Here is a 25,549-nt window from a genome sequence, read left to right as displayed (position 1 = left end):
TAATGTTTTCAGAAGGGATATCAGGCTGCTATTTCTATTTTTAGCTCTAGAGATTCGTTAAAATTAGATAAGCGCTGTAAATACATTCAAAAATGATGTAAAATTCCGCAACAAAACGATTTCTTCCATCAATCTGAATTGATGGTGTAACTGGGAAATGTTTTGTTTGTTACATTATCAGTGTTGAACTTTTACCGGGTGTCTACATCAGTCTGACGGTGTAAAGGTTGAGTTTTCCTCAGCATCACCTTAATGTCCGTCGTACTGAGGCACTAATCATATCTACGATAAAAGTGAGGGCGAGAAACACAATTAGAGTTGTCAGGAGACCTTTGTAGTCAAAGCTACTCAGTTGTTCCGCGAGCAAGCGACCTAATCCACCCGCACCCACTAATCCGACGATGACGGTGGCGCGGATGCAGACTTCCCAACGGTAGAGGATATAAGCGATAAAGCGGGGCAAAGTGCGGGGTAAGACGCCGTAGAGGAAGACTTGGGAACCACTCGCGCCCAATGCTTTAAGCGATCGCAAGGGACGTTCATTTAGATTTTCCGTCACTTCCGCCATCAGACGCCCTAGGATACCTAAGTTGTGTAAACCGAGGGCGATCGCTCCCGGTAAGATACCTGGAAACAATACAAATAGAAAGATTAACGCCCAAATAGGTTCGGGGACGGCACGGGCAAACAGTAGTAGGAAGCGGGTAAAAATCAGTACAGCAGTTGCTCGTAGATCCCCCCTAGCCCCCCTTAAAAAGGCGGGTATTAGAGTCGCTGTCCCCTTTGATGAGGGGAGTTTGCTGGATCTTCTGCCAGTATCTAAAATCCCTCCTGGCAACAGGAAATTATTTGCGGCTGGAAAAGATAATAAAATGCCGCCTAATCCAGCCCCAGTCATTGCCAGGATTGACATGGCAAGGGTTTGCGCCGAAAGGGTAAATAGTTGACTTACCTGACTCCCATGCGGTGGGAAGACATCCTGAAACACTCCTGCCAATAGCTGTGCGGTTCGCGGTGCCCAAAGTTTTGAGAAATCAGCTTGGACGTACCAGAAGGAGAAGATAACTAAAACAATGCCGCCGAGAAAGGACACCTGCACGACGGGATCTTTTTGATAAAATCGCTGTTTGCGCCCTTGGAGATTTAGGACATTCAAATCCAGGCGACTCGGCGCACCCAAACGGTGGCGTAGCAAAGCACTCCAAAAATCCGTAGCACCATTTAATACAATCAGGGCAATCAAAAACGTCCACATCTGCTCATAGCGCAGAGATTGGAGGCTGAGGAGAATTTGATACCCCAGCCCACCTGCACCGATAATCCCCAATACGGCGGCGGAACGAATCGAACACTCAAACCGATAGAAAGCGTAAGACAGCAGATTTAGAAAAGCTTGGGGAATCAAGCTATAGGCAAAAGCATTCAGAGGGGGGACGCCACTATTGAGGAGTGCCATGAGTGGCTGGCGGGGGGTTTCGTCTAGAATTTCCGAGAAGACTTTGGCAGTAATCGCACCAAAAGGAATTGCGATCGCTAACACGGCTACTAGCGGATCGAGTCCAAAAATATTGACAAAAAATAATCCCCAAATTAACTCGTGAATTGCTCTGGGGATTGCCAAAACTCCTCGTACCACCACCCAAGGAGGCTGAGGTTTAAGTTTTGAGTTTTGAGTTTTGAGTTTTGAATTTGAAACAGATTGCCACCATATCTCGGAAGAAAAAACACCCCCCACCAACCCAATCAGCACGCTGAAGAAAGTGCCACACACGGCATAAGCGAGGGTTTTCAGAGTGGAATCTAGAGTGAGTTGGAGAAATTCCGGGCTGAGATCGGGTGAAAATGCAGCTACGAGAAAGCGCCAGACGAGGTTCCAGCCGCCTGAGTTGATTAAATTCCCTTGGAATACGCCTGCTACGTGCAACGACCAAATGAGGGACGCGACAAACAGCAATCCCCATGCAGTACGCCAGTTAAGCGGGGAGGGGCGCTGAGGGAGGTTTGTTAGTTTGCGATCGCTTGTTTGTGGCACGCTTTAGATATCAAACCGCTACAGATGCAAAAAATGCAGAGGAATTTAAATAGAAATATTTAGGATTACCCCGTGGTTTTATAGAGAGTTTCAATCATGGCATCCGAGAGGTCTTCAGCGGGAATATCAAACAAAATACGCCCATGTTGCAGACCAATAATTCGCTGATAATGACTCCGAGCAAATTCAATCGCGTGGACACTGGTGACTAAAGTTTTCCCGGTTTCTATACTCAACTGGCGCAATAAGTCCATAATCTCGCGGCTGCGTTCGGGGTCGAGGCTGGAAATGGGTTCGTCGGCAAGGATGGCGGTGGGATTTTGCACGAGGACGCGAGCGATCGCTACCCGTTGCTGTTGACCGCCAGAAAGGCTATCAGTACGTTCGTAAAGTTTTTCTGGAATCCCCACCTGTGCCAAAGCTTGATGAGCAGTTTCGACTTCTAAAGGATAAATCAGCGAAACTACTGCTTTGAAAAACGACCAGCGCCCTAGATGTCCAGCATTGACATTGTGAATCACCTGCAAATTATCAACTAAGTGAAATTGTTGGTAAATCGTACCAATCTGGCGCTGGACTTGACGCAGCGACTTTGGACGCAGATGAGCAAGGTTTCGACCCAGTACCCAGACTTCTCCTTGAGTGGGTAGCAGCGTACCGTTGAGTAAATTAATCAGCGTACTTTTTCCCGCGCCGCTAGAACCAACCAGCGCCACGCGATCGCCTGCCCAAATCTGCAAGTTAATATCAGCGAGAGATTCAAAACGTCCAAATTGCTTAGAAACGTTTTTCAGTTCAAATACGGGCGCAGATGAGTTCCTTTCTCTGCTTAGTTTGCTATCCATTTAGTCATGAGATAGCGATCGCGATCTTTAGAACCAACCTTCTGATACAAATTTTGTGCTGCTGTCTTTTTCCGCTCGACTTCTAAATAAAGTGCTTGAATTTCTGGAGAAGGGCAAACACTTTCTATAAACTGAATTACGCTCATGCCTACCCCTTGCCCCCGATAACTCTCTCGGATGTAAAGTTCATCAATAAATGCATCACGTCCTCGAAATTCCAAACTGTAGCCAAAGGTCAGGACGATGTAGCCAATCGCTTTGTTGCCATGCTAGATCGGCCACACTCGTCCTAGAGAATCATCCTGCAAAATCTTTGCTAACCCCTTGCAAACAAGGGATTTATCAAATTTTAGGTGTTCAAATTTGTAGAATTCCCAGATAAACTCCACTAGAGTTTCACTAGCGGAGTTTTCTGCAATTTTAAAGTTAGCTTCTGTCATTTACATCACTTTATTTTGCCAATTCCCCGACCAATTTCCTCAATTTGAGCATAATTGGAGTTTTGGGTAGGAATAAATTTAGTTGCTTGTAAAAGGTCAAGAATTTCTTTTTGCTCTGGTACCTTGGGGTCTAGTTTTAAAAAGGCGTTTTGCACTTTTTCAACAAAATCTTCACCGTAGTACTCTTTGACATCGGGATGAATGACCCAGTGATAGTCGTAGTAAGCGGGTGTCTCCCAAAGGACTTCTACTTTGTTCAAGTCTACTTCTTTGGCATCGACTCGCTTTTTCCAGACGCTTTCATTCACAGCACCGACATCGTAGGTGCCTGCTTCCACCAATTTAATCGTCTTATCGTGATCGCCAGAAAAACCAGCTTGACCTTTCAAATCTTCAAGCTTAAGTCCAGCTTGTTGCAAGAAATATTGAGGCATTAAACGCCCGGATGTTGAAGATTCGCTGCCAAAAGTGAAGCTATGTTTTTTTAGTTGTTGTAAACCAGAAATATCTTTAAATGGCTTCAGCCCAGCCTTTTTGTTGGCGATGAAGAGACTGTGAAATTGGGCGTCTACGTCGCGTTGCGCGATCGCTTCCGCACCGGGCACCTGCAACCGTGCCTGCACCCCTGTCAATCCCCCAAACCAAACCAAATCCAAATCCCCTACTTTAAAGACAGTAACCGCCGCCGTATAGTCAGTAACCGGCTTATACTCCACCGGCACACCCAGTTCCTTTTCCAGATAGGCAGCTAGCTTGTCATACTGACGCTGTAACTTTTGCGGATCTTGATCGGGAATGGCACCGATTGCCAGAGGCTTTGCCTCAGTTCCACCGTTCGTCACGGAAGTCCCGGATGGGCTGGGCGAACACGCTGCTAGCGGTAGCAACAACAAACCGGACAACAATATTTTTTTCATCCCTGACTTGGCTCTCCTCATTTTGACTGGCGATACAAACCTACGCTAGAAGCGACCCCTACTGAAAATGGGGTGTAGCGCAGGTGCCAGAAGTCAGTGTAAGCGAACGGCTACCCTTATGCCAAAATTAACCCTAGTGTCGAGGCGGCTTTAGCAATGGTTTGGCATCCTGGGCAGAAGTTGCAGGGCGGGCGATATATTATTGAGAGGCATTTGGGTAAAGGTGGCTTTGAGATCACCTATCTTGCTGAGAATAAATGCAATCAAAAGAAGGGCAAGCGATCGCATTCTCTATTCGCGCCTGTCTTCAAGCCAATCTTGCCCGCCCGGTAACTGAGTTAAATACTCATCAATCATGTCTGGTAAAATACTTGCTGAATGAGCATACGTCAAAGCAAGTAATTGTTGAGCTGTCAGGATTATCTGAGTTCTATCCACCTTTTCTTCATCCAATCCAGCCCCCCTAAAATCGTCAAAGTTTCTTTGTCGCGTCCCTCAATGATGCTATTTCGTAAATCCATGAGTTCCTGAGTCATAACAATTGCCTTCATCTAGGCGTTTCTACGCCGAATATAGCACTCAAAAATAAGAGCGATCGCTCTTCTCTCACCTTTGTTTCCTTCCGTTATGGAGCCTTCTAGAATAGGTCAAATACTTAACAAAACTGGCACCAAGGGTATGGCAAAATTAGCCTAAGTGTCAGGGAAAGTGTGAGGAATGGTTTGGGCCTCTGGGCAGATGTTGCATGGTGGAAGATACATCGTTGAAAGGGTGCTAGGAGAAGGAGGCTATGGCATCACTTTTCTAGCTAGGGACAAAAAAGGGAATTTTGTCGTCATCAAGACGCTGAATGAACGGGTACTGACTAAACGCGAATTTACAGCGTACCGAGACAAATTTAATCGAGATTTCCAGAAAGAAGCGCTGCGACTCGCTGTGTGCCGACACCCTAATATTGTGCAGATTGACAATGCCTTCTCTGAAGGACAGTTACCTTGCATGGCGATGGAGTATGTTGAAGGAGAAAACTTAGAGCAGCGCGTACTTAATCTGGGTGTTTTGTCGGAAACCGAAGCATTACACTACATCCGCCAGATTGGTGACGCACTAACTTTCATCCACGACAGGGGCTTTTTGCATCGGGATGTGAAGCCATCTAATATCATGGTGCGTGCCGAAGAATTCCAGGCGGTACTGATTGATTTTGGCATTGCTAGGGAATTTATCCCCGATATAACGCAGACTCATACGCAAACCTTTACTCCAGGCTTTGCTCCAATTGAACAGTATGCTCAGCAAGCAAGACGGGGCGAGTATACGGATGTTTATGCACTCGCGGCGACGCTCTACTATTTGCTGACTGGAGAAGTCCCGCTACCTGCGCCTGCGAGAGCTGCGGGGATTCGGTTAAATTCACCGCAACGCCTCAATTCCAGTATTAGTAATTTAGCCAATCAGGCAATTCTTAAAGGGATGGAATTTCAAGCGGAGGAACGCCCTCAGTCGGTGCAGGAGTGGCTAGAATTGCTTAATCTTAATAAGATTTCTACTTACAGTTTTAAGCAGCCAGTATCTAGCAATATTCCGGTTTCAAAAACTTATAATGCCAGTTCGATCGCTACAAATCGGAATTTTTTAACAAATCGGCAAAGTTCAGCGTCAAAGATAGATTACCGGCAACTACAGACTTTTTTAGCGTTAGGAAAGTGGCAAGAAGCGGATGAAGAAACCACGACGGTTATGCTGAAAATTTCTGGTCGAGAAACAGAAGGTTGGCTGAGAGTGGAAGATATCAAAAATTTTCCAATGTCAGACCTTCGGATCATTAACCAACTTTGGATAAAACACAGCAAAGGACGCTTTGGTTTTAGCGTCCAAAAATATATCTGGGAAAGGATCGGAGGGACGAGAAGCGCAAATTATGAGATTTTGTGTATTTTAGGCGATCGCGTCGGATGGCGGATTGATGGCGCTTGGGTTCCTTATGAAGAATTTATCTTTGATTGCGATCGCGCTCCCGCAGGTCATCTTCCTAGCGGATATGTTTTTTGTGAAGTTGGTTGGTGGGTCGGGTTATTGAACCTCTTCTATCGCCTTGAGTAGATGATTATAAAAAATTAATATTTTTATGAAGTCTTATTGATTATTTTATGAAGTTAAGAGCTGTGTGAATATAATAAATGCTGCCTACGCTAAGTCGCTCTATTAACCAGCAAAAATGCCGGATATTATTTTAATAAAATAAACTTAAACTCAAGATTTTTTCTACATTCAAACAAAATTTTAGCAGAGCAAAATTTTATGTATCCCATTACTACGAAAACTCAACTTGAAAATTTACGTCCAGGCGATCGCATAAAATATTATGGCGTTCAGTGGCAGATTAAAGAATACAGCACTTATGACGATTCCTATGGATATGAAACAACGGAGTGGTTGCTAAAATCTCAGGCAGGAAAAGAATACTACTTGCTACGAGAAATTGATCCGCAAAATCCTGAATCCTTAGTCAATTGGTATCTTGCCGAAGAAATTTCAGACCCTAAGATATTTGAACCAGAATCACTGAATAATTTGGCTATTCGTTTTTGGCACGATATGCAAGGAGGAAAAATGCCTTACCCAGAATTACAAGCCTTGGGTAAACGCTATTACTTTGAATCATCAACCAAGGGTAATTATGAAGGAGATGAAGAGGAGACATCTCGAATTACGTGGGATTATTGGGACAAGGATCATCAATGGAATTTAGCAATTGAAGCTTGGCCTGATGGCAAACGACATATTTACTCTACCAAAATAGTAAAACCAGAAGATTTTTCTCACATTGAACGAGGAGCGAAGAAGAGTTTTTTGGAAAGCGTGATTTTCCAAGCATTAGTAGCCAGTTTCATGATGGCTTGCGGAATATTGTTGATGGTATTCGGATAGTAAAAAAATGCCTACATCTTTATTTATTGAACAACATAACAACGGATTGGCTTTTTATATCAATGGTGATTTGCAATTTGATACCGCTGATGAAGCCATTTATCACGAGTATTTAGTGATCCCATCGGTAGCGCTGGCAGTCAAACGATTTCCTCACACAGAGTTGCAAGTCTTGATTTGTGGCGGCGGAGATGGATTAGCTGCACGGGATGTGTTGCGATTTCCTGAAGTGAGTCACGTTGATTTAGTAGATTACAATCCAGAAGTTTTAGAACTCGGTAAAAATGTATTTAAGGAATTTAATGATGGCAGCTTAGAAAGCGATCGCTTGACAATCTACACGCAAGAAGCTTTTGAGTTTTTATCGACAATTAAAGAAAAATCTTATCACGTCATTATTTGCGATTTTACTTATCCTAGTTGTACAGAAGATACGGCGATATACAGCCAAGAATGGTTTAAAACGATTAGTCGGGTTCTTTATCCAGGTGGAATTATTAGCACGAATGGTGTTTCTCCAGAAAATCGGACAACAGGTTTTTGGTGTTTATATCAAACCTTGTTAGCTGCCGGATTGATGGCAAAGCCTTTACAACTAGCAATTCCATCCTTTCAGCGGCATGATTACGGCAATTGGGGGTTCTTCTTAGCGTCTCCAGTTACAATTCAACGTGCTGAACTAGAAGGAATTACCCTACCTGAAAATTTACAAGCGATCGCGCTTAAAAATCTGCTAAAAGTGTTTGAGTTTGAGAATGCGATCGCGCATAGCCGCCACAGCGTCAATATTCACACTCTGGATTGCCCGCAGCTATTTTACTACTTACTAAATCCTCATATTCAATCGCCTCAAATTATCGAAGCAATTGATGAAAAAACCATTAATTTTTTAGACATTGAAGAAGCTGGAACTGGACTGATAGGGTTGCGGGATCTCCTTCAGCTAGAATCAACCGCCCAAAGGTGGTTAGAAGAAGTTCAGGGTAATGAGATAGATACTAGCAAACTATTGCCGGTACAACATCCTTATCACAACCCAAAGATGACAGCAGAATGGTTAGCCCACCTTCAAAAATTACTATCAGAAATCGATTTATCACGTTTATTGGGAAGTATTTTAGAACGTGCTCAAGAACTGCCGCCTCAGATTGCCGCTGAACTAAAACAATTGTCTGATAAAATCCGCACTGGACAGCAAATTTTAACGCTATCACCACGAGCAGCAGAATTTATTATGATGCTCTCAGTAACTTTATTAATGGCCAATTTAGCATCTCCAGATGCTGTGTTTGCCAAGGGATACTATTCAGGAAGTAGCCATTCTCCTGGCTCTAGCGGCTATTCGGGAGGAAATACTTATTATAGCGAAGGAGACTGGAGTTGGTTTAATAGAACTATAGGATTTGTTTTGACGGCGGCTGGTGGTATTTGGTTGATAAACTTATTAACAAATCGCTCGAATAATGACTGACATTTTAGATGTAAATAATGGGCACAAAATTCAATTAGAGGAATTATCTTTAACCCTTAGACTACTAAATTCAGAAGAACGCCATCATTGGGACTTGCTTGTGCAAACTGCTCCCGCAGGATGCTTTATGCAGTCTTGGGCTTGGGCAGATTTCAAAGAATTGGAAGGATACAAAACCTTCCGTTATGGTTTATTTTACAAGCAAGAATTATTGGGAGGATGCATTTTTTATTTTTATCCCCATCCTAATAAAGCCAATTTATTAGTTGCTCCCGGTGCCCCTCTGCTACCTGAAAAATTGGAAAAAGAAGGAATGCAGATATTAGTGAAAGAAGCGGTATCTTTAGCTGAAAAAATAGGAGCGGTTGCCCTACGAATTGAACCTTTATGGCAGCAAAAACTAGATTGCCTTTCCGGGTTTATGCGTGCCCCTGCTGATTTATTGCCCTCGGAAACTCTGTTAATTGATTTACAATTAACAGAAACTGAAATGTTAGCAACTATGAAGCCAAAAGGACGATATAATTTGCGTTTGAGTTGGCGTCATGGTGTAGAAACTGAATTTAGAACAGACTCACAGGCAATTCCTGTGTTTTACGATATTTTTTGGGAAACGGTAAAACGCCAGCAGTTTTTTGGTGAACCCTACAAATTTTTCATTAATCTTTGCCAAACCTTATTTAAGGCAAATATGGCAGAGCTAGGTTTCGCAATCTGGCAAGGAAAAATATTAGCAGCTATCTTAGTTGTTTATTGGGGCGATCGCGCAACTTATCTCTACGGCGGACGTAGTTTTGAACATCCGGAAGTCATGGCAACTTACAGTTTACACTGGGCTGCAATGCAACGGGCAAAATCACGCGGTTGCACTTTCTATGATTTCTATGGTTTTACTCACGATCCTAATCATAGCTATGCAAAATTTTCCCGTTTTAAAAGTCAGTTTGGTGGCGTACCAGTAAAAACTATTGGTGCTCATGATTACTTTTTTTATGGCCAACTAGCAGATACAATGATTGGCTTATTAAAACACTTAAAAATATAAAATTAATTAAATAATAAAGAAATATTGAGAAGGAGTTAAGTAGTGGAACAAGTTAGTCAATTAGGATTTATTCTTCTAGAGCTAGTTGTAGGCTTTGGGTTGTTCTGGCTGGGACAACTCGCTTACCAAAAACTATTTCGTCGCATAGAATTAAACTTGGAACTATTTGTTAAGGATAATCCAGCCGTAGCGATCGCTCTTGTCGGATATTACCTCGGTATCGTCATTGCGCTGGGTGGTGTTTTAGGACAACCTTCAGGCAATTGGCAGGACAAATTACTCAATTTGGTAAGCTATGGCGCAACAGTCATTTTATTCATGTTGGCTGGCGCTTGGGTAGGCGATCGCTTAATTTTGCGTTGCTTTGATTGTAAGCGCGAAATTCTTGAAGAACGGAACACAGGCGCTGCTGCTGTAGAATTTGGCAATCACATCGCTAATGGACTCATTCTCAGCGCCGCACTCGGCGGGGAAAGTGGCACTTGGCTGGTAGGGTTTGTCTGCTGGATCGTTGGCTTAGGCGTACTCGTTTTGGTGAGCGTTCTCTATCCTCGTGTCACTAAATACAATGTATTTGGAGAGATTGAAAGGCGCCATAATCCTGCTGCTGGTGTGGCGTTAGCGGGCTTACTTATTGCCACAGGTAATATCGTGCGCGTAGCATTTGCCGCCGAGTTTCAAAATTGGGTAATTAGTTTTACTCAATATGGTTTAACACTCCTATTTTGCTTAGCCTCACTGATTGTAATTCGCTGGGTAGCAGATTTAATTTTAGTGCCAGGAGTAAAAATATCAGACGAAATTGCACGTCAACAAATCCCGAACTTGGGTGCTGGACTAATTGAAGCTTTTGCTTATATTGCGGCTTCATTTTTAATCGCTTGGGCTGTTTAAATTAACTAGTAACGCAGAAATATTTCCACTGCTCATTATTGGAATTGTCGCCAATCTCCAAAGTAAGTAATTCAGCAAGAGTTTTTGCTTTTTCGTAATTATCCTGCTGATAATCACACACATGGATATCAACGGTAACTTTCCCTTCTTCAGGCCAAAAATGCAAGGCGACGTGAGATTCTTCCAGTAAGAGAACTGCTGATACTCCCTGTGGTTGAAAAGTAAAAGAAAGCTGACCAACGGGAGTTAGATGGGCATCTTGAGCCGCACTTTTTAATGAATCTAAGAAATCGGCTTCTGTCCAATCAAAAATAGATGGAGAAGCGATGAGAATCGCTGAAAAATGATGGGATCTAAGCACCGCTTGTCCTTTTAGCCAGCACCTTGAACAAAGTCAAATAAAGCGTGAGCCATCTGCAATTTACTACAGGGTTCAATCTCTACTTTGCGCCCTTGATTGTCAAGAAATACGGCTTGGTTGTTGTCGCTGCCAAAACCAGCATCGGCTTGATCGATGGGATTGGCAACAATGGCATCCAAATTTTTCTTCTGCAACTTCTCCAAGGCTGGCGTAACAATATCCCCAGTCTGGGCGGCAAATCCAATTAACTTTTGATGCGGCTGTTTGAGACTCGCCAATTCTGCCACGATATCGGGTACAGATTCTAGAGGTAATGAAGCAGGAAGCGATCGCTTCGGCAATTTCTGGGTACTATACTCGGCGGGTTTCACATCTGCCACCGCCGCCGACATCACGATCAAATCAGCATCTGGAAAACACTCTAACATCGCCTGCTGCATCTGGTGAGCGCTCATCACACCAATCGATTTCGCCTTTTGTAGAGATTGTAAAGAGGCAATTAATTGCGTCTCCATTGGCCCATGCACCAGCGTCACAGATGCGCCGCGATGCAGTGCCGCTTGTGCCAATGCGAATCCCATTTTGCCAGTAGAAGGATTTCCGATAAAGCGCACCGGATCGAGATGCTCTCGCGTTCCTCCAGCACTAATTAAAACTCGTTTCCCGGCTAAATCTTGCTTACCGCCAGTGTGCAATAGGGATGTAATTTGCGGCAAGATTTCAGCAGGTTCTGCCATGCGTCCAGCACCAACGCGATCGCAAGCTAACAGTCCAGCACCGGGACCAACACCGTGATAACGTTTATCTGCGAATACCTGTTGCCAATTGCGTTGCACTGCCACCTGTTCCCACATATCCGTATTCATTGCCGGTGCTAACAGCACCGGACACGTGGAAGCGAGGACGGTATTCGTGAGCAGATTGTCAGCGAAACCATAAGCCAACTTGCCTAAGGTATTCGCAGTTAGAGGAGCGATCGCAAAAACCTCTGCCCATTCTCCTAACTCAATATGCAAAGGCCGTCCGCGTGTCGGTTGCCAGAAATTTTCATCCGTATAAGCAGGATGACGGGACAGCGTTGCCACGGTTAGGGGAGTGATAAATGCTTGAGCAGAATCAGTAAGAATTGCGCGAACTTCCACCCCAGTTTTCGCAAGCGCCGAAATTACCTCACAAACTTTATAGGCGGCGATACCGCCGCCTATCCCTATGAGAACTCGTCTGCCACTTTGCATTTAAGCTTCATCGAAGGGTTGAAAATCCAGTAGGTAGAGGTAGGGTTCAACTAAATCTGGACGTTGAAAAGCGATCGCTCTGAGCAAATGCCAATCATCCAATCCTTCAAAAGGATTGGTGTAATTATCTTGCTCTAGCCGTACAGCCAGATGTTCCACTTCAGTTGCCGTTACAGCAGAAATATCCCGGTTGGAAATGCTAACAGTTGTCATTGACCGCGCCTCCCTCAATCTGCATCTGTGCCATGTATTATACAGATGCAACAAACCATTTTATCTTAACGCCATTACTGGCGATCGCTTAATATAAAAAACGTCAAGTTAGCGGGTCTACTAGCTTTAAACCGGAGATTTCACCGAGTGGGAATGGGGAATGGAAGGGAAGACTCGACACCCACTACCCATTTCACTTTGACGACTGCTATTAGCGGCTAGCGCCGATCAGATATTTGCCTTGACAAACTTCCGCATCACTTCTAAAGCTGCCGGTTGAACCTCATGCCCCATATCAAATTCCTGGTATTGTACCGATATTCCTAGTGCTGTTAAAGCGTCCCGTGCCTTCTGGGCAGCACTCAGCGGCACCACAGAATCTTGTCTCCCATGCAAAATTAATACAGGTGGATAAGTCGCATCAGGTTTTGGAGAGAGAGGATGCAAATAGCCGCTCAACACGACTAAACCCGCTAAAGGTAAATTCAATCCTACATCCAGCGTCATTGCTCCGCCTTGAGAAAATCCACACAAAATTGTGCGTGAAAGAGGGACTCCGGTACAACTTTCTAAAGATTTGAGCCACTCAGTTAGCATTTGCTGACTTTTGACTAAATCCGCAGACTGCGAACCTCCTGGCTTTCCAAATTCGTACCACATTCGCCCCCCCGCTACATAGGGATTTGTAAAAGGGGCATCGGGCACCAAAAACTGATACTCCGGTAAATTCAAAAATGGGGCTAAGGATGCCAACTGTTGGGCATTCCCTCCAAAGCCATGCAATACGACAATCAACCCAGCGGGCTGTTGATTCGTTGCCGATGGAACCGAAATTACTGAGAGAGACAGAAGCTTACTCCTAACAAATGCGACTCACCAATCAGAGATGCTGGCAAAGCTCTCATCTTTTAGGATAATGTGGCGATCGCAATCCAGGCTAATCGATCCCTGTTGCTGTAGCTTGCTGAGCAATCGCGTGATTGTCACGCGGGTGGTACCGATGGCACTGGCGATATGTTGATGGGTGAGGCGTGCCCCCAGACGAGTTCCACCCGCCACAGGTTGACCGATTTCTTTTTTTAACAGCAACAACAGTCGCTGCAAGCGATCTTCGACCCGTCGCTGTCCGACAATGGCTAAAAGTGCCTCTGCTTGCCGCATCCGTCGTCCCATTTGCGGCAAAATCATCTGAGCTAGACGTGGGGAAGCTTCAATTTCTGTGACTGAAAACCATCTTAAGTAGACATCACAGAGCGCCGTTGCCTGATAGGCTTGCAGCAAGGTCATCCAAAGACCAAAGAATGTTGCAGTTCCTGCCCAACCCAGCAACACTTCTTCACCATTCGGGCAAAGGGTACTCAGCTGCACCAAACCTCGATCGATCTGCCAAATGCCCTGTGGCACGAGGGGAATTAGGTCTCCCTTGGCATAAAAATGCAAACGACGCCCTTCATTGGGATCGTATTGATCGATTGCTAGAACTGCTTTGGAAGTTGGAGGCATGGCTGTAATTATTTCCAGCTATGAAAATTTGGCGATGGATAGCCACTGCCACTGTAACCCCCAAAGGTAAAGGATAAGTAATCTTTTGATTACTAAAGGCTTAAAAAACAGTGTGCGAATCCTTTTAGATGGTGCCATCGCACCTTTGAAAGGTAAAGGCGATCGCATCTAAATTGTTCCAGATTCACCCTAAAAATAAAGAGACTGGCGATTGATAGCCAGTCTCTGTTTAATACTCCAAAGGAAAAAATCGGTAATCCAAACGCTAAGAATCCATCAGCAATTGGTCAAAAACTCATCACCAATCACTGATTACCCTTAGATTTTGGTGCCGCAATCCGGACAGAAGTTGTTGCTGGCGATGTTTTTCGCACCGCAACCGCTGCAATAGACTAGCTCTGTGGCTTTTTCCAACTTGCGGCGTTCTGGCAAGCCAATCATTTGAGCGTTACTCTTGCCAGGAGCCACCATTGGGTAACAGTTTTCGTCCCGTTTAACTCGGGCTTCCAGCAAAACGGGGCCATTGTGAGCCAACATTTCGGCGATCGCATCTTTCAGTTCCGAGCGATCGCGGATCGACATTCCTTTAATCCCGAATGCCTTTGCCAGCATCACAAAATCCGGCATCCCCACTTCCATATTTGAGGACGAGTAACGCTCTCCGTAGAACGCCTCTTGCCACTGACGCACCATTCCCTGCCAGCCATTATTGATAATAACAGTCTTGACATTTATGCCGTATTGTGCCAGTGTGCCCAGTTCCTGTAAATTCATCTGGAAACTGGCATCGCCGCTAATACAAATCACCTGTTCGTTTGGCAGCGCTACCTTAGCACCCATCGCCGCTGGCATCCCGTACCCCATCGTGCCTAAACCGGCACTAGAAATCCACCGACGCGGCCCATTTTTGAGAAATTGCGCCGCCCACATTTGGTGCTGACCTACGTCTGTCGTGTAGTAGGCTTGGGGAGCTTGATTCGCTAGTTCTGAAATCACCTCTTGCGGTGCCAGACTATCGGGGTATTGGGGCACCACGAGGGGATAGTCTTCCCGCCAGCGATTAATGCGTTCCAGCCATGCTTTCGTTTGATTTGGCTCAAAAGCCGCGTTGGTTTCCTGACATCGGCGCAGCAAGTCAATCAACACGTTCCGCACATCGCCGACAATGGGAACTTCCGGAGCGCGATTTTTTCCGACTTCTGCGGGGTCGATGTCAATATGAATGACCTTGGCGTGAGAAGCAAATTCATCCAACTTACCCGCCACTCGGTCATCAAATCTAGCTCCCACCGCAATCAGCAAGTCGCACTCGCTCACTGAAAAGTTAGCGTAGGCGGTGCCGTGCATCCCCAACATTCCCAGTGAGAGGGGATGGTTCTCGTCAAATGCACCAATGCCCATCAACGTCGTTGTTACGGGGATTTGGAAGAGTTCCGCCAGTTCCTGAATTTCTGCATGGGCACCAGATGTAATCGCGCCTCCCCCCACATACAGCAACGGCTGCCGTGCTTGCCGAAGTAAGGTACACGCTGCATTGATCTGACGAGGATTGCCCTTCACTGTAGGACGATATCCCGGCAATCTCACCGTATCCGGCTCCACCGGCACATAGTCAAATTCCGCTAATGCCACATCTTTGGGCACATCAATCAACACGGGTCCCGGACGTCCCGTACTGGCGATGTGGAACGCTTCTGCCACAATCCGCGCCATGTCTTCGGGATCGCGCACAACATAGGAGTGTTTCACAATCGGCAGCGTAATTCCGAAAATATCGGTTTCCTGAAACGCATCGCTGCCAATCGCGTTAAGAGCCACCTGCCCCGTGACTACCACCATTGGAATCGAGTCCATGTGGGCTGTTGCAATGCCTGTCACTAGGTTCGTTGCCCCAGGGCCAGACGTGGCAAAACAGACACCTACCTTGCCAGTGGCACGAGCATAACCATCCGCCGCGTGAGCCGCGCCTTGCTCGTGTCTTGCCAGAATGTGATGAATCCCGCCATCCGTTTGTGCCCGATACAGTTCATCGTATATCGGCAGAATTGCACCACCCGGATAGCCAAAAATATGTTCAACACCGTGACGCTTCAGACTGTCAATCAGGGCAAAGGCACCTGTTCTGCGGCTGCTCATTTGACGTATTGATTCTTTTTCCGAGACGCTTTGCGATCGCACCATGAAACCTCTCACTATAGCTACGTTCTTTTTTAAGATTTCTATCTAATTCAGCATTAGAAATAGGGGTTTAATTCTTAAGTCTAATCCTGATATCAATTCCTGTCGAGGGATTAACCCCCCAAAAACTCGCGAGTGTTTATTTTCTGTGACTTTAAGGTTTATTGTTTCGGTTCACGCCGCCAAGAAGGAGGTGCGCCAAGGATACTGGCTAAGGGCGGCTGACTTAATGAACGCGCCTTCAATCGGGTTGTAACGCTGAGCGCGTCCCCTTACCCAGCAAAAGGCAAAGGCGTTTCTAGGAAGGACTGGCTACAAGATGTTACTCCTCAGTCCTCTCAAGCTAGATGACATCTTCCAAAACATTACGGGTACTGAGCCACGCCCAGACACCAACGATATTCACAATAATGCTCATTCCCAAAAGAACGCCTCGCAAACCAAATTGATCCGTAAGTGGGCCAGCGATCGCTAGCGGCGCACTCAGCGCAATATTGACAGCATTATTCTGAAACCCAAAGACTTTGCCGCGCATATTTTCTGGCGTTGAGGCTTGAATCAGAGTTTGCATGGGTACGCCAATGAGCGAGGCACCCAGCCCCAACAGCGCACTTAATCCTAAGCCCATCCAGAGATTTGTCGTCAACGTAAACACACCCAACACAAAGCCCATACTCAAAAAACCCAATAGAGGCAAAGGCTTGTGGTGGAAGCGATCGCCCCAATGCCCCAACACCCCCGCACCAAAGACCATACCCACCCCAGCAGCGGATAATAAAAAGCTAAATTGACCCGGCTCATTGAGACCAATTTCCTTTGCCAGCTCAATTGCCAGTACAGTTAAAGCCGCAAACACCGAATATAGAATCGTCAGTTGTACCATCGCAGTCCGAACCAGGCGTTTTTTCCATAAATAACGGAAGCCTTCTTTAAGATCATTCCAAGGATGAACTGCGATCGACTCAATCGGAATCGGAGCTTCTACGACTTTCACTAACTGGCTGAGACCAGCAGCCAACAGGTACAGAAGCGCCACCAAGAATTCTTGACCATAGGTTCCCCCCCAAGTTCCGGCTAGACTCAACAGCGGCTCGCCCACAGAGAAACCGACAATCAGAGACCCCATCATGGTGGTTGTAAACAGCGCGTTTGCTGTCATTAAATTTTCGCGCTTGACCAATAGGGGAATCGCCGCCTGCTCTGCTGGGGCAAAAAATTGCGTAACTGTCGAGAGCAAAAACGTAATTACTAAGAGAACTAAAAACTGCTTTGGCAATATCGGAAGCAATAGTATCAATAAAGCGCGAATCCAATCAGAAGCCACCATAATTTGCTTCTTTGGAAAGCGATCTACAAAAATACCGGCAGCTGAGCCAAAGAAGATTGCAGGTAGTGTGAAAGCTACCATGATGGCGGAACGCATAGAATTTGCCCCCATCAGCGACGTCTGATAGTTTTCCAGCAACGCAATCAACAAAATGAAGAAGACCTTGTCTGCTACCTGAGACACGATCTGCCCTACCCAAAGAATGAGAAAAGGCCGATTCTTCATCAGAGCGCGAAAGCCGCTACCAGAAGCCGGAGGTTCAGCTGGAAACATAAGAAGAGTTCAGGAGCCTCTTGAGTACATCTTTAAGTGTGCGCTGGCGAGAGTCACTTGTGCCAGTCGAGTAGCCACTTTTTGTCAAAGTTCTTAAAAGCCACATCTGCCATAATCGCTATCCCACTCTATATGCTAAGAAGCATCCAGTCTCGTAAAGATTCCAAAACCCATGACTTTTCCCGCATCCGTAGCGGTTAGAACCCCTGTATAGCTGTTGTTTTTACCTTGTGTATAAACCGCAATGCTTCGCAGAAAATTGTCACTCTTTAAATTACGAAATCATTCCCTTGACAAATTTCATATTGTTTTCCTTGATGGCGAATGCCTGAAGCCCGATCCTGTGCTAAGTTAATCACTGAGAATTTAATTCGGCTAAGTGAGTTGGTTGTCTACGTTGACAGGCGTCTCTCCGAATCTAAGTCTCTACACCATCTGCAGAAAGCGAGATACTTCCATGTCAATCTATGTAGGCAACCTATCCTACGACGTCACCCAAGAAGACCTCAGCCAAGTTTTTGCCGAATACGGAACTGTTAAGCGGGTTCAGCTACCCACTGACCGCGAGACAGGCCGCCCACGGGGTTTCGGTTTTGTAGAAATGGAAACTGAAGCTGAAGAAACGGCTGCCATTGAAGCTCTAGATGGAGCGGAGTGGATGGGTCGAGATTTGAAAGTTAACAAAGCCAAACCTCGTGAAGATAGAGGACCCTCTGGCGGCGGCGGTGGTAATCGCAGACCCAGTAGCGGTGGCTTCTCTCGGCGCTACTAAGTTTTAAGACAAAAACATTAACAAGTCTAGTCTCCAGCAGATTGACACTTCCACTGCTCCACGCTGTTTTTACTTTCTATATATAGAATGGGCGTTCTAGCAGTGGATTTTTATTTAAAAATGCTGACATTTCTAAAATCCTGAATTGTTAACCTTCCTTTACATTTTTGTTGGCATCAGGTATTAAATAGTGCTGATTCAATAAAATTTTGACGGGTTTTAGAAACTTTTTAGTCGCAAATTCCCTACTCCTTTAATTAAGATTGACAGAGCCGTAAGGGGAAAAGCTAATTAAATACATTGCTCCCAACCCCAAGACCTAGTCAGTAAGTAGGATTAATTATTTGTGGGATGGGCTAAGCGATCGCGTCACCCCTGTAAGTGTTGGGCTTGCTAGGTCAATCCCACCTCCAAAAATCTTCAATTGAATTACATTCGCTTACTTACCCAGCCGTTAATTCAGTCAGTCAGGACGGGGGGGTAATTCAGAGGGCGAGAGCGAACCTGGTTCGCTGGGGGTTGGTACGGTAGCAGGATTGGCAGGAGTACCAGCGGCAGGACTAGCAGTGGCAGTACCGGCAGCAGGAGTACCGGCAGCAGGGGCACCCGTGCCAGAAGCCTCTGGGGTACCAGGGGCAGAGGTTGCGGCGGGGGCACCCGCTGCTCCGGGAGGGGGCGCTGGGGGCAGCGGCGGTGGGACGATTGGAGCCGGGGCTAAGGTAGGTGGAGCGGGGACTAAGGTAGGTAGAGCCGGGGCTAAGGCAGCAGGTGGCGGTGGGGGTGGCGGTTCAAAAGTTTCAATGGTAACCGCTCTGCTAATTTGTTCGCCAGCTCCATTGGTGACTTGCAGCGTAATCGTTTCACTACCCGGTTTCTGACTGAGAGTGTAGGGGATACTGCCCTGAACGGGAACCGTACCGGGTGCCGGAAGCAGCTCAACTTTAATATTGCTGCCGCCTTCTACTTTCCAAGATATTTTAATAATTTCACCAGGTTTTACCTGATTGACTGGAACAATATATTTGGGTAAAGCTTCTTGATTGTTGATTTTAAAATTAACAATTCTCGAAGGTTGGGCTGTAATTTTAATCGCATCCGTCTTCTTGGAATCTGATGGTTCCTGTTGTCCTGTATTGGGAACGACCATCATTTCAAAGATGTAGTCTCCTGGTTTGCGGGCATCTGTAGGCACATTTTTACAGATTAGCGCTGCTTCGGCAGTACAGTATTTTGCCAAACCCTTTGCAACACCTTTGCTGAAGTCAAACCGCTTCAATACACTATTTACCGTACCGTCAGGCGAGCGCCCGATCAACTGCAACTCTTTGATCTGCTCTGGATTCACGACTCTCCAATTGAGGTGAATTTTATTGGCATTGGTGGGCTTACCAGGGACTTCTGCATAAATCGGTCTTGTAGAGGAAAACTCGATAATTTTTGGGGGAGGCTCCGGTTCAATTTTGATCGGACTCGTCTTCAGAGTATCCGATGCGACATCTTTTCCTTTTTTGGAGAAGACTTTCAGTTCAAAAACATAGTCACCGGCTTTGCGGGCATCTGTCCGCACATTTTTGCAGATTAAAACCTGACGAATCGCGCAAAATGACTTGAGTTGCTCTGGAACACCCTGGCGGAAATCGTAAGAAATGGGTTCAACGGTAGCTGTACCGTCAGGCGATTGCCCGGTGAGCAAGAGCGACTGGATCTGATTTGGGTGGCGAATTTGCCAACTCAGACGAATTAAGTCATCTTCAGAGGCTTGATAGAGAGCATCTGAAGAGCTAAATTGAAGAATTTTTGGCGACGGCTTTGGCTTAAAGAAGATCAACCAAATCAGGAAAGCGATCGCTACCAGAATTCCTAAAGAAAGCAGTAGTACCAACAGGAACTGCCACCAAGGACGGGGTTCCCAATACAACGTCCCTTGTGGGGCATCATTAATTAAGGGCAACTGCTGCGTATCTTCAACTTCAACGCCGAAGCCGATCAACCTCCCTCCCCCATACAGAGGGCGACGCCACCACTTAAGCGGTTTCACCTGAACTTCGGCGATGGCTAAGGAAAAAGGCGCTATCCGTATCAAGGAAGGCGAGACCGTGTAAGAACACACATCCTCCTCATCCAAACTTTTGGCTCGCAGGATAACCTCGCGCGAGGTGTTGCCCCCATTGTTTAATCTGAGTTCGTACAATCCGGATAGGCGTCTCACCTTACCGACCAGGGTGCGGAATTCTACGGTCAGAAGGTAAGTCGGGAGAATCTCTAGGTAAATGACATCCAGCAATACCAAGTCTGGATTGTTAACAGAATATAAGCGAACGGTAGGATAGTAAGTTCCTGCCAGCGCGTCCATTGGCGGGTTTAACACCAGCAGAATTTGCCCAGTATCTCCGGGGTTGAGGTCTAATCCTGTCGTCGTTGTCACCAGTCCCGGCGACTCTAGCCCTTCCGGATAACGCACGCTAAACCATTTCTCGTCCAAATCCGGGCACATCAGCCGAAACCGATCGACTCTGGCAGAGCGGTTGTGTACATTCACTACAACTTGCAACAGCGAACCGGGTTGGAGACGAGCCGGAACCGCAGAACTGGTGATTGGCTGAAGACTAAAGGTAGGATCGCTAACCCGAATGGCAGTCTCAATCGGCGGTAAAACCTGAAGTCGCGCTTGATGGCGGATCGGGGTATCTTCCGGGTAGTGCTGCGGCGCATCGACGACCAACAGGTAGGGGTAGGTGCCCGGTTTCGTCTCGACTGGCACCTGAAACTGAAAGATGACCTCGCTGGTAGAGTTGGAACCTAACGCCAGTCGCTGATGGGGAGAAGTACACCACTGATGGAGCGGTTGGGATACTTCATCGATAAAAATATCAATTAAGGCGCTTTGATTGCCCTTGTTGCTGACCGTGATGCAGAGATCGAAGGTCGCTCCGGCGACGAGGGCGTAGTCTCCGGAAGGATTGAGGATCACCGCGAGGGGATTACCGGGAGCCAGCGCTTGGTGGATGGTTTTAGGCAACTGCTGAGCGCCTCGTTTGGCAGCAAGACGCATCCGATAGCGTAATTCGCCTGCTACTTCCGTTTCCTGTACAAAGCCTTGAGCAACCAGATCGTCCAACAGCGCGATCGCTACGTCTTCCCCTGAGCCTGTACGATCTGCCACCTCAGCCAGACTAACTTCGGATTTTTTACGCATCATCCATTGCACGATCTGTCGCTGGGACTCAGGCAGCGTCAGGACATCGACCATTGTGAGACCACCGGCTTTTTCATCCTGTCTCTCTAAGGAACCAGCATCGAACGGTTGTCTCGTTGTCATTGTTTCCCTCCCCAGAAATAAGGACTGAGGAGACGCGATAAATCGGCGTCTCTACACGGCTGAAAACTCAGTGAGGCTTCTCGCTCAGTTCTCCGTTTTTTCACCTCAGTTTTGTTGGTCGCACTGTAGTTGGGGTAGCCGATCCGCACGTTTTAACCTCACTTCAGTATCGTCACTACCACTCAGCACAAAGATAGAGTTTCCGACCGTCTTAATATCTACACTATTAATATGCCAAGACTGACCAAACGAGCCATCGATTTTTCTGCCTTTTAACTGAGAATCCCGCTTACCTTCAGCAGTCAGAGGCCAAAGCATCACTCGTCCGTCATCCCCTCCACTCACCAAGTAGCAACCATTTGCGCTCAATGCTACCGAGCGAACTGACTTGCCGCCATGACCATCCGACCATTCATCCAAAACTTCACAAGGTCCCTGCTCGGCAAGACATTTTTGCATATTCCATAAGGTAATGTACCCCTGGTTATCAGCAGTGACTAAAAGATTCGGCTTGTATTCAGCACTATCCAAGCTGACGATGTAATCTTCCTGACCTCCTTGGCGAGGATAGGATACGCGCCCCCACTTGTCTTTTGCCAAATTCCAGACGACAAATTGGTTGAAGCGTCCTGCGATCGCTAGGTTTTTATCCGCTTTTCCCACCAATGCCAGAGCATTCACGACAAAATCAAATTTCTTCCCTCGCAGCGGTTGATTGGTAGCGTTAGGATTGTCGAGGTCGCGTTCCACATCCCACACTGCAACTAAACCACTCCCGTGACCGCTTAATAGATAACGCGAGTCTTTGGTGAATTCTAGAGCTAAAACCCGATCGTCCTTTTGGAACGAGAAAGAATTTATCGGTTGCTTTCTTTCTCCCGATACATTCCATAGCTGGATCTCTCCATTCTCCAAGCCTGCGGCAACCACATCATTGTCTACTGGTTTATAGCGGATGACCCGCACAGCTTTACCCGCCTTTCCCACAACTCCCATTTGTTGATTAAGCAAGGGATTCAGAAAGCCTGAAGTGCGCCATCTAATTGCGGTTTGGTCATTCGAGCCAGTAATGAGTTGCTCTCCGAGTCCATTAAATTGCACCGACGTGACAGAAGCTTTGTGTCCCCAAAATGGGTTGTAAGGGTTTAGCCACGACAGCGCCCAGAGCAAGAAAAGCAGCAAGATTAATCCAGTTAACTGCATCCAGATAGGGAGAACTGGCCGGACAAGCAGTTTCAAGATTTGGGTGTCATTTCGGACATCTAAGCGCTCATCCGACACAATCGCCTTAACTTCCAAAAGAAATCTTTGAACTGAACCCAACCAGCGCCGCTTCCTCGTACAGACTAGCTGTAATTGAGTCGTCTCACCTGGCTTCAGGTCTGCCACTTCAGGGATGATCTGCAAATGGAATCTCCGCCGATCTTCCGCATTGACTTCGCAACTTACTTGCTGAGTTAAATTGCTGGCGTTCTCAAAATTGAGGTTGTAAGTTGCGGAGTTAGACTTCCATCTCGGCAGCCAATTCCGCGATGGAGGGATTTGCTGTAAGGCTGGGGTGCAACTGAAATCTATAAATCCCGCAGCAACAACCTTAATGGCTCCTGCATTCTTTGATGGAGGACCATTGTGCTGAGCACATTCAACGGAAAAAGGGTATACCTGGCTGGGGGCAAGGGTGGCAATGGGTATTTGGCATAAGAAACTTGTTTCTACCTTGCTACCGGGTGCAACTTGCAGCCGTCGTTCGGCACTCTCGGCTAGCCAAGTCGGCTCTATGCCCACAAAATGTAGCACGACGTTGGTGGACAGTTGGCTGGGATTGTATACCCAGACTGGTATTTCGATCAAATCTGTCGGATGAACAACAAATTCTCGGACTGGCAGCTCAACCTGCATGGGGATAGAGCCAGTTCCCTGCTCAATGGATATCCTCAGAAGTTGTCTTTCTTCTTCCCGCAGCTCCATCGAGAAGATGCGGACGGTGATATTCATTTTGCCGACAAACCCAGGAACGGGCGTGTCAGTAATCGCTACATAAAACTTTGTACTATCTCCAGGGGGTGTTTTGGCGCTAATTCCTGGAGATAGTTTATACCAGGAATTAGATAAACTAGAGTCAGCACCAGCGGCTAGTAGTTCTACTTGAAAAGTTGCAAATTGGGTACTTTCATTCGTAACTGTTACTTCAAAGGCAGCGGGTATACCTCCCGGTTTGTATCGAAGTAGCTGGGTGGATAATTTAGCGTAGATTAAACTTTTATTTACCATCGAAAATATACCTTTTTAGCGATAGCAGTCTTATTTAATTGAGGAAAGCTACCTTTTTTTATGAACCACAAAGACACAAAGAGCGCTAAGGAAGAAGGAAAGAAGAGAGGATTTTATGAGTTCATTAGAATTACTTTAGTACCTAGATATCTAAATAACTGTTAGCCGTTGCTAGCAAAAAATAAGAACACCGGAAACATGCCTAGTTTGTGTTTGAAGTAGAGAATCTTTTAAAATTGTAGTTTGTCAAAAATCGCTTGTTTGACAGATGGTTTAGCAACGGTTGACACAGGATTGTCTGCCCTTAATAATTGGGTGAGTTGCCGCTTGCGCCATGCGAAATGCAGAAGGTTTATTCCTAATTCTTGGGCGGTACGAATCGTTTCTCGCGGTAGTAAAAGCTTGTCATCTAATCCCCATGCTGCTGAGAGATTGCCAACGACTAAGATAATTCCTCCTCCATAGCCGAGTTGAATGGGCTGTTGATTTAAACTAGGTAAGGCTGCAAACAAGAAAGGCTGTGTCCGCAAGGGATGATTTCGGCTCAAGCGTTTGATATCCTCTAAAGGAGTTCCGAGTTGTTGAGCGATCGCCATGATGCTCTCAATCAGTTCTATGGCATCGGTGGCAGCATCGACTAGCAGGATACCCCCTGTCTCTAAATAATTTTTCAGGGCTTCAAATTCTCGATCGTTCAGATAGAGTGCCTGACGACCCGTGAAGTAAAGTAGGTCATAGCCTAAAGCGGCAAGCGGCAAAGACTTTTCGGCACCCAAAAAGGGAACTTGTCCAATCTGATCCGCTCCCTGTAAGCTTGGGTAAAGCGCAGGAACCGAATTGAGTAAGTACGAAAGATTGGAAAAACTGCGCCCATCGGCAGGTTGTTGCTGCGTGACTTGGGCAACGCGGACAACTGCTTGAGGACGCGATCGCGCGATCGCTCGATAACGTAAATCTAAGCTATTAACTGTCGGAAAAAATACATCCTTGGGATTCTCTAATTCCTCGGACTCAGATTGCAGAAAAATTCGGCACAATTCCACTTCCATTTCACTCGGTGGAGTGGTCTTTTCATCTAACCGGAAGGTTTCCTTTTCAAATTCACGAGACTCTTTCCGGCGCAATTTCTCCGGATCTACATAACTAATCGCTAGATAAACCATCTGAGGATTTTCTGTCAGCGTCTCACCCGACACCCGAAATTCAATCGGTTCGGAAACAACAATCGGGTTTCCCGCTAAATCAATCGCAATTCCCGGCTGAATTTGTACCCAACGTCCATCCCGGAATTGCGGCGCGACTTCCGCTGGTGCTGCGATCAAGCGCACGCCTAAACCGCAGACAATTCCTGGCTGATTGAGCGACTGATAATGGATATTCTGTCTCTGTCGGTGGTACTCATGTGCCCGACGCCAACGGTCGGCATTCATCAACAGACCATCAGTAACTTGGAGACGTTCTAAAGGATTCGTTGGGGGTGGTGGAAACATAATGATTAATGGCTAATTAATGATTGCTAATT

At 46.3% G+C, this 25,549-nt stretch carries 22 protein-coding genes; 6 read left to right on the top strand and 16 right to left on the bottom strand.

Going from position 1 to position 25,549, the window contains the following annotated elements; translation table 11 throughout:
- Positions 1 to 244: 244 nt before the first annotated feature.
- The 6 genes from NDI44_RS05155 to NDI44_RS05130 all read right to left on the bottom strand — a co-directional run bounded on the left by NDI44_RS05155 (position 245) and on the right by NDI44_RS05130 (position 4,785).
- Positions 245 to 1,954 carry an ABC transporter permease subunit gene (locus NDI44_RS05155; RefSeq protein ID WP_190412881.1) on the bottom strand — a complete coding sequence of 570 codons (1,710 nt, stop codon included), beginning with the start codon at positions 1,952 to 1,954 and terminating at the stop codon, positions 245 to 247.
- A 143-nt stretch (positions 1,955 to 2,097) separates the two neighbouring features.
- A complete protein-coding gene (locus tag NDI44_RS05150; RefSeq protein ID WP_190412644.1) occupies positions 2,098 to 2,877 on the bottom strand; it encodes a phosphonate ABC transporter ATP-binding protein in 780 nt (259 codons plus the stop codon).
- Complete coding sequence (locus NDI44_RS05145) at positions 2,862 to 3,131, bottom strand: GNAT family N-acetyltransferase (RefSeq protein WP_339380679.1); 270 nt, start codon at positions 3,129 to 3,131, stop codon at positions 2,862 to 2,864. The genes NDI44_RS05150 and NDI44_RS05145 overlap by 16 nt, the downstream gene beginning before the upstream one ends.
- Positions 3,132 to 3,322: 191 nt before the next feature.
- A complete protein-coding gene (locus NDI44_RS05140) occupies positions 3,323 to 4,234 on the bottom strand; it encodes a putative selenate ABC transporter substrate-binding protein (RefSeq protein ID WP_190412643.1) in 912 nt (303 codons plus the stop codon).
- 291 nt (positions 4,235 to 4,525) lie between these two features.
- Positions 4,526 to 4,672, bottom strand: coding sequence for a hypothetical protein (locus NDI44_RS05135; RefSeq protein ID WP_242037054.1), 147 nt, complete (start codon positions 4,670 to 4,672; stop codon positions 4,526 to 4,528).
- Positions 4,654 to 4,785, bottom strand: a complete 132-nt coding sequence (locus NDI44_RS05130) for a hypothetical protein (protein WP_277877560.1) — start codon at positions 4,783 to 4,785, stop codon at positions 4,654 to 4,656. The genes NDI44_RS05135 and NDI44_RS05130 overlap by 19 nt, the downstream gene beginning before the upstream one ends.
- A 166-nt stretch (positions 4,786 to 4,951) precedes the next feature.
- On the opposite strand from NDI44_RS05130, the gene NDI44_RS05125 reads away from it, so the two are divergent.
- From NDI44_RS05125 to NDI44_RS05105, 5 genes are all read left to right on the top strand, one after another.
- Complete coding sequence (locus tag NDI44_RS05125) at positions 4,952 to 6,337, top strand: serine/threonine-protein kinase (RefSeq protein ID WP_190412642.1); 1,386 nt, start codon at positions 4,952 to 4,954, stop codon at positions 6,335 to 6,337.
- Between the two features lie 198 nt (positions 6,338 to 6,535).
- Entirely contained in the window at positions 6,536 to 7,165 is a 630-nt protein-coding gene (locus NDI44_RS05120; RefSeq protein ID WP_190412641.1) for a DUF4178 domain-containing protein, read from the top strand.
- 7 nt (positions 7,166 to 7,172) lie between these two features.
- On the top strand, positions 7,173 to 8,636 hold the full coding sequence (locus NDI44_RS05115) for a spermine synthase (RefSeq protein WP_190412640.1): 1,464 nt from the start codon (positions 7,173 to 7,175) through the stop codon (positions 8,634 to 8,636).
- Complete coding sequence (locus NDI44_RS05110; RefSeq protein WP_190412639.1) at positions 8,629 to 9,681, top strand: peptidoglycan bridge formation glycyltransferase FemA/FemB family protein; 1,053 nt, start codon at positions 8,629 to 8,631, stop codon at positions 9,679 to 9,681. Before NDI44_RS05115 ends, NDI44_RS05110 begins: the two co-directional genes overlap by 8 nt.
- A gap of 42 nt (positions 9,682 to 9,723) precedes the next feature.
- Positions 9,724 to 10,575: a DUF350 domain-containing protein gene (locus NDI44_RS05105; protein ID WP_190412638.1), complete on the top strand. Its 852-nt coding sequence runs from the start codon at positions 9,724 to 9,726 to the stop codon at positions 10,573 to 10,575.
- Between the two features lies 1 nt (position 10,576).
- On the opposite strand, the gene NDI44_RS05100 is transcribed toward NDI44_RS05105, so the two are convergent.
- The 7 genes from NDI44_RS05100 to NDI44_RS05070 form a co-directional block, all read right to left on the bottom strand.
- Entirely contained in the window at positions 10,577 to 10,936 is a 360-nt protein-coding gene (locus tag NDI44_RS05100) for an S-adenosylmethionine decarboxylase (RefSeq protein ID WP_190412637.1), read from the bottom strand.
- An 11-nt stretch (positions 10,937 to 10,947) separates the two neighbouring features.
- Complete coding sequence (gene coaBC, locus NDI44_RS05095; RefSeq protein ID WP_190412636.1) at positions 10,948 to 12,171, bottom strand: bifunctional phosphopantothenoylcysteine decarboxylase/phosphopantothenate--cysteine ligase CoaBC; 1,224 nt, start codon at positions 12,169 to 12,171, stop codon at positions 10,948 to 10,950.
- Complete coding sequence (locus NDI44_RS05090; RefSeq protein WP_190412635.1) at positions 12,172 to 12,384, bottom strand: DUF2555 domain-containing protein; 213 nt, start codon at positions 12,382 to 12,384, stop codon at positions 12,172 to 12,174.
- 228 nt (positions 12,385 to 12,612) lie between these two features.
- A complete protein-coding gene (locus NDI44_RS05085) occupies positions 12,613 to 13,233 on the bottom strand; it encodes a dienelactone hydrolase family protein (protein WP_190412880.1) in 621 nt (206 codons plus the stop codon).
- Between the two features lie 24 nt (positions 13,234 to 13,257).
- Complete coding sequence (locus NDI44_RS05080; RefSeq protein WP_190412634.1) at positions 13,258 to 13,887, bottom strand: Crp/Fnr family transcriptional regulator; 630 nt, start codon at positions 13,885 to 13,887, stop codon at positions 13,258 to 13,260.
- Positions 13,888 to 14,205: 318 nt separating this feature from the next.
- Positions 14,206 to 16,068: a biosynthetic-type acetolactate synthase large subunit gene (ilvB, locus tag NDI44_RS05075; protein ID WP_190412633.1), complete on the bottom strand. Its 1,863-nt coding sequence runs from the start codon at positions 16,066 to 16,068 to the stop codon at positions 14,206 to 14,208.
- 340 nt (positions 16,069 to 16,408) lie between these two features.
- A complete protein-coding gene (locus NDI44_RS05070; RefSeq protein ID WP_190412632.1) occupies positions 16,409 to 17,665 on the bottom strand; it encodes an MFS transporter in 1,257 nt (418 codons plus the stop codon).
- Between the two features lie 457 nt (positions 17,666 to 18,122).
- On the opposite strand from NDI44_RS05070, the gene NDI44_RS05065 reads away from it, so the two are divergent.
- Positions 18,123 to 18,437 (top strand): RNA-binding protein, encoded by a 315-nt coding sequence (locus NDI44_RS05065; RefSeq protein ID WP_190412631.1) that lies wholly within the window; start codon positions 18,123 to 18,125, stop codon positions 18,435 to 18,437.
- A 463-nt stretch (positions 18,438 to 18,900) separates the two neighbouring features.
- Here NDI44_RS05065 and NDI44_RS05060 read toward each other — a convergent pair whose 3' ends face one another.
- The 3 genes from NDI44_RS05060 to NDI44_RS05050 form a co-directional block, all read right to left on the bottom strand.
- Positions 18,901 to 21,756 (bottom strand): hypothetical protein, encoded by a 2,856-nt coding sequence (locus tag NDI44_RS05060; protein ID WP_190412630.1) that lies wholly within the window; start codon positions 21,754 to 21,756, stop codon positions 18,901 to 18,903.
- Positions 21,757 to 21,861: 105 nt separating this feature from the next.
- The gene (locus NDI44_RS05055; RefSeq protein WP_190412629.1) at positions 21,862 to 24,027 is read right to left on the bottom strand and encodes a hypothetical protein; all 2,166 of its coding nucleotides are present in this window, start codon (positions 24,025 to 24,027) and stop codon (positions 21,862 to 21,864) included.
- A 230-nt stretch (positions 24,028 to 24,257) separates the two neighbouring features.
- Positions 24,258 to 25,517 carry a DUF4159 domain-containing protein gene (locus NDI44_RS05050; protein ID WP_190412628.1) on the bottom strand — a complete coding sequence of 420 codons (1,260 nt, stop codon included), beginning with the start codon at positions 25,515 to 25,517 and terminating at the stop codon, positions 24,258 to 24,260.
- Positions 25,518 to 25,549: the final 32 nt, after the last annotated feature.

It is taken from the genome of Trichocoleus sp. DQ-A3 (assembly GCF_039961975.1).
Classification (GTDB): domain Bacteria; phylum Cyanobacteriota; class Cyanobacteriia; order Cyanobacteriales; family FACHB-T130; genus FACHB-T130.
This window is presented reverse-complemented; position numbering and strand designations above follow the sequence as displayed.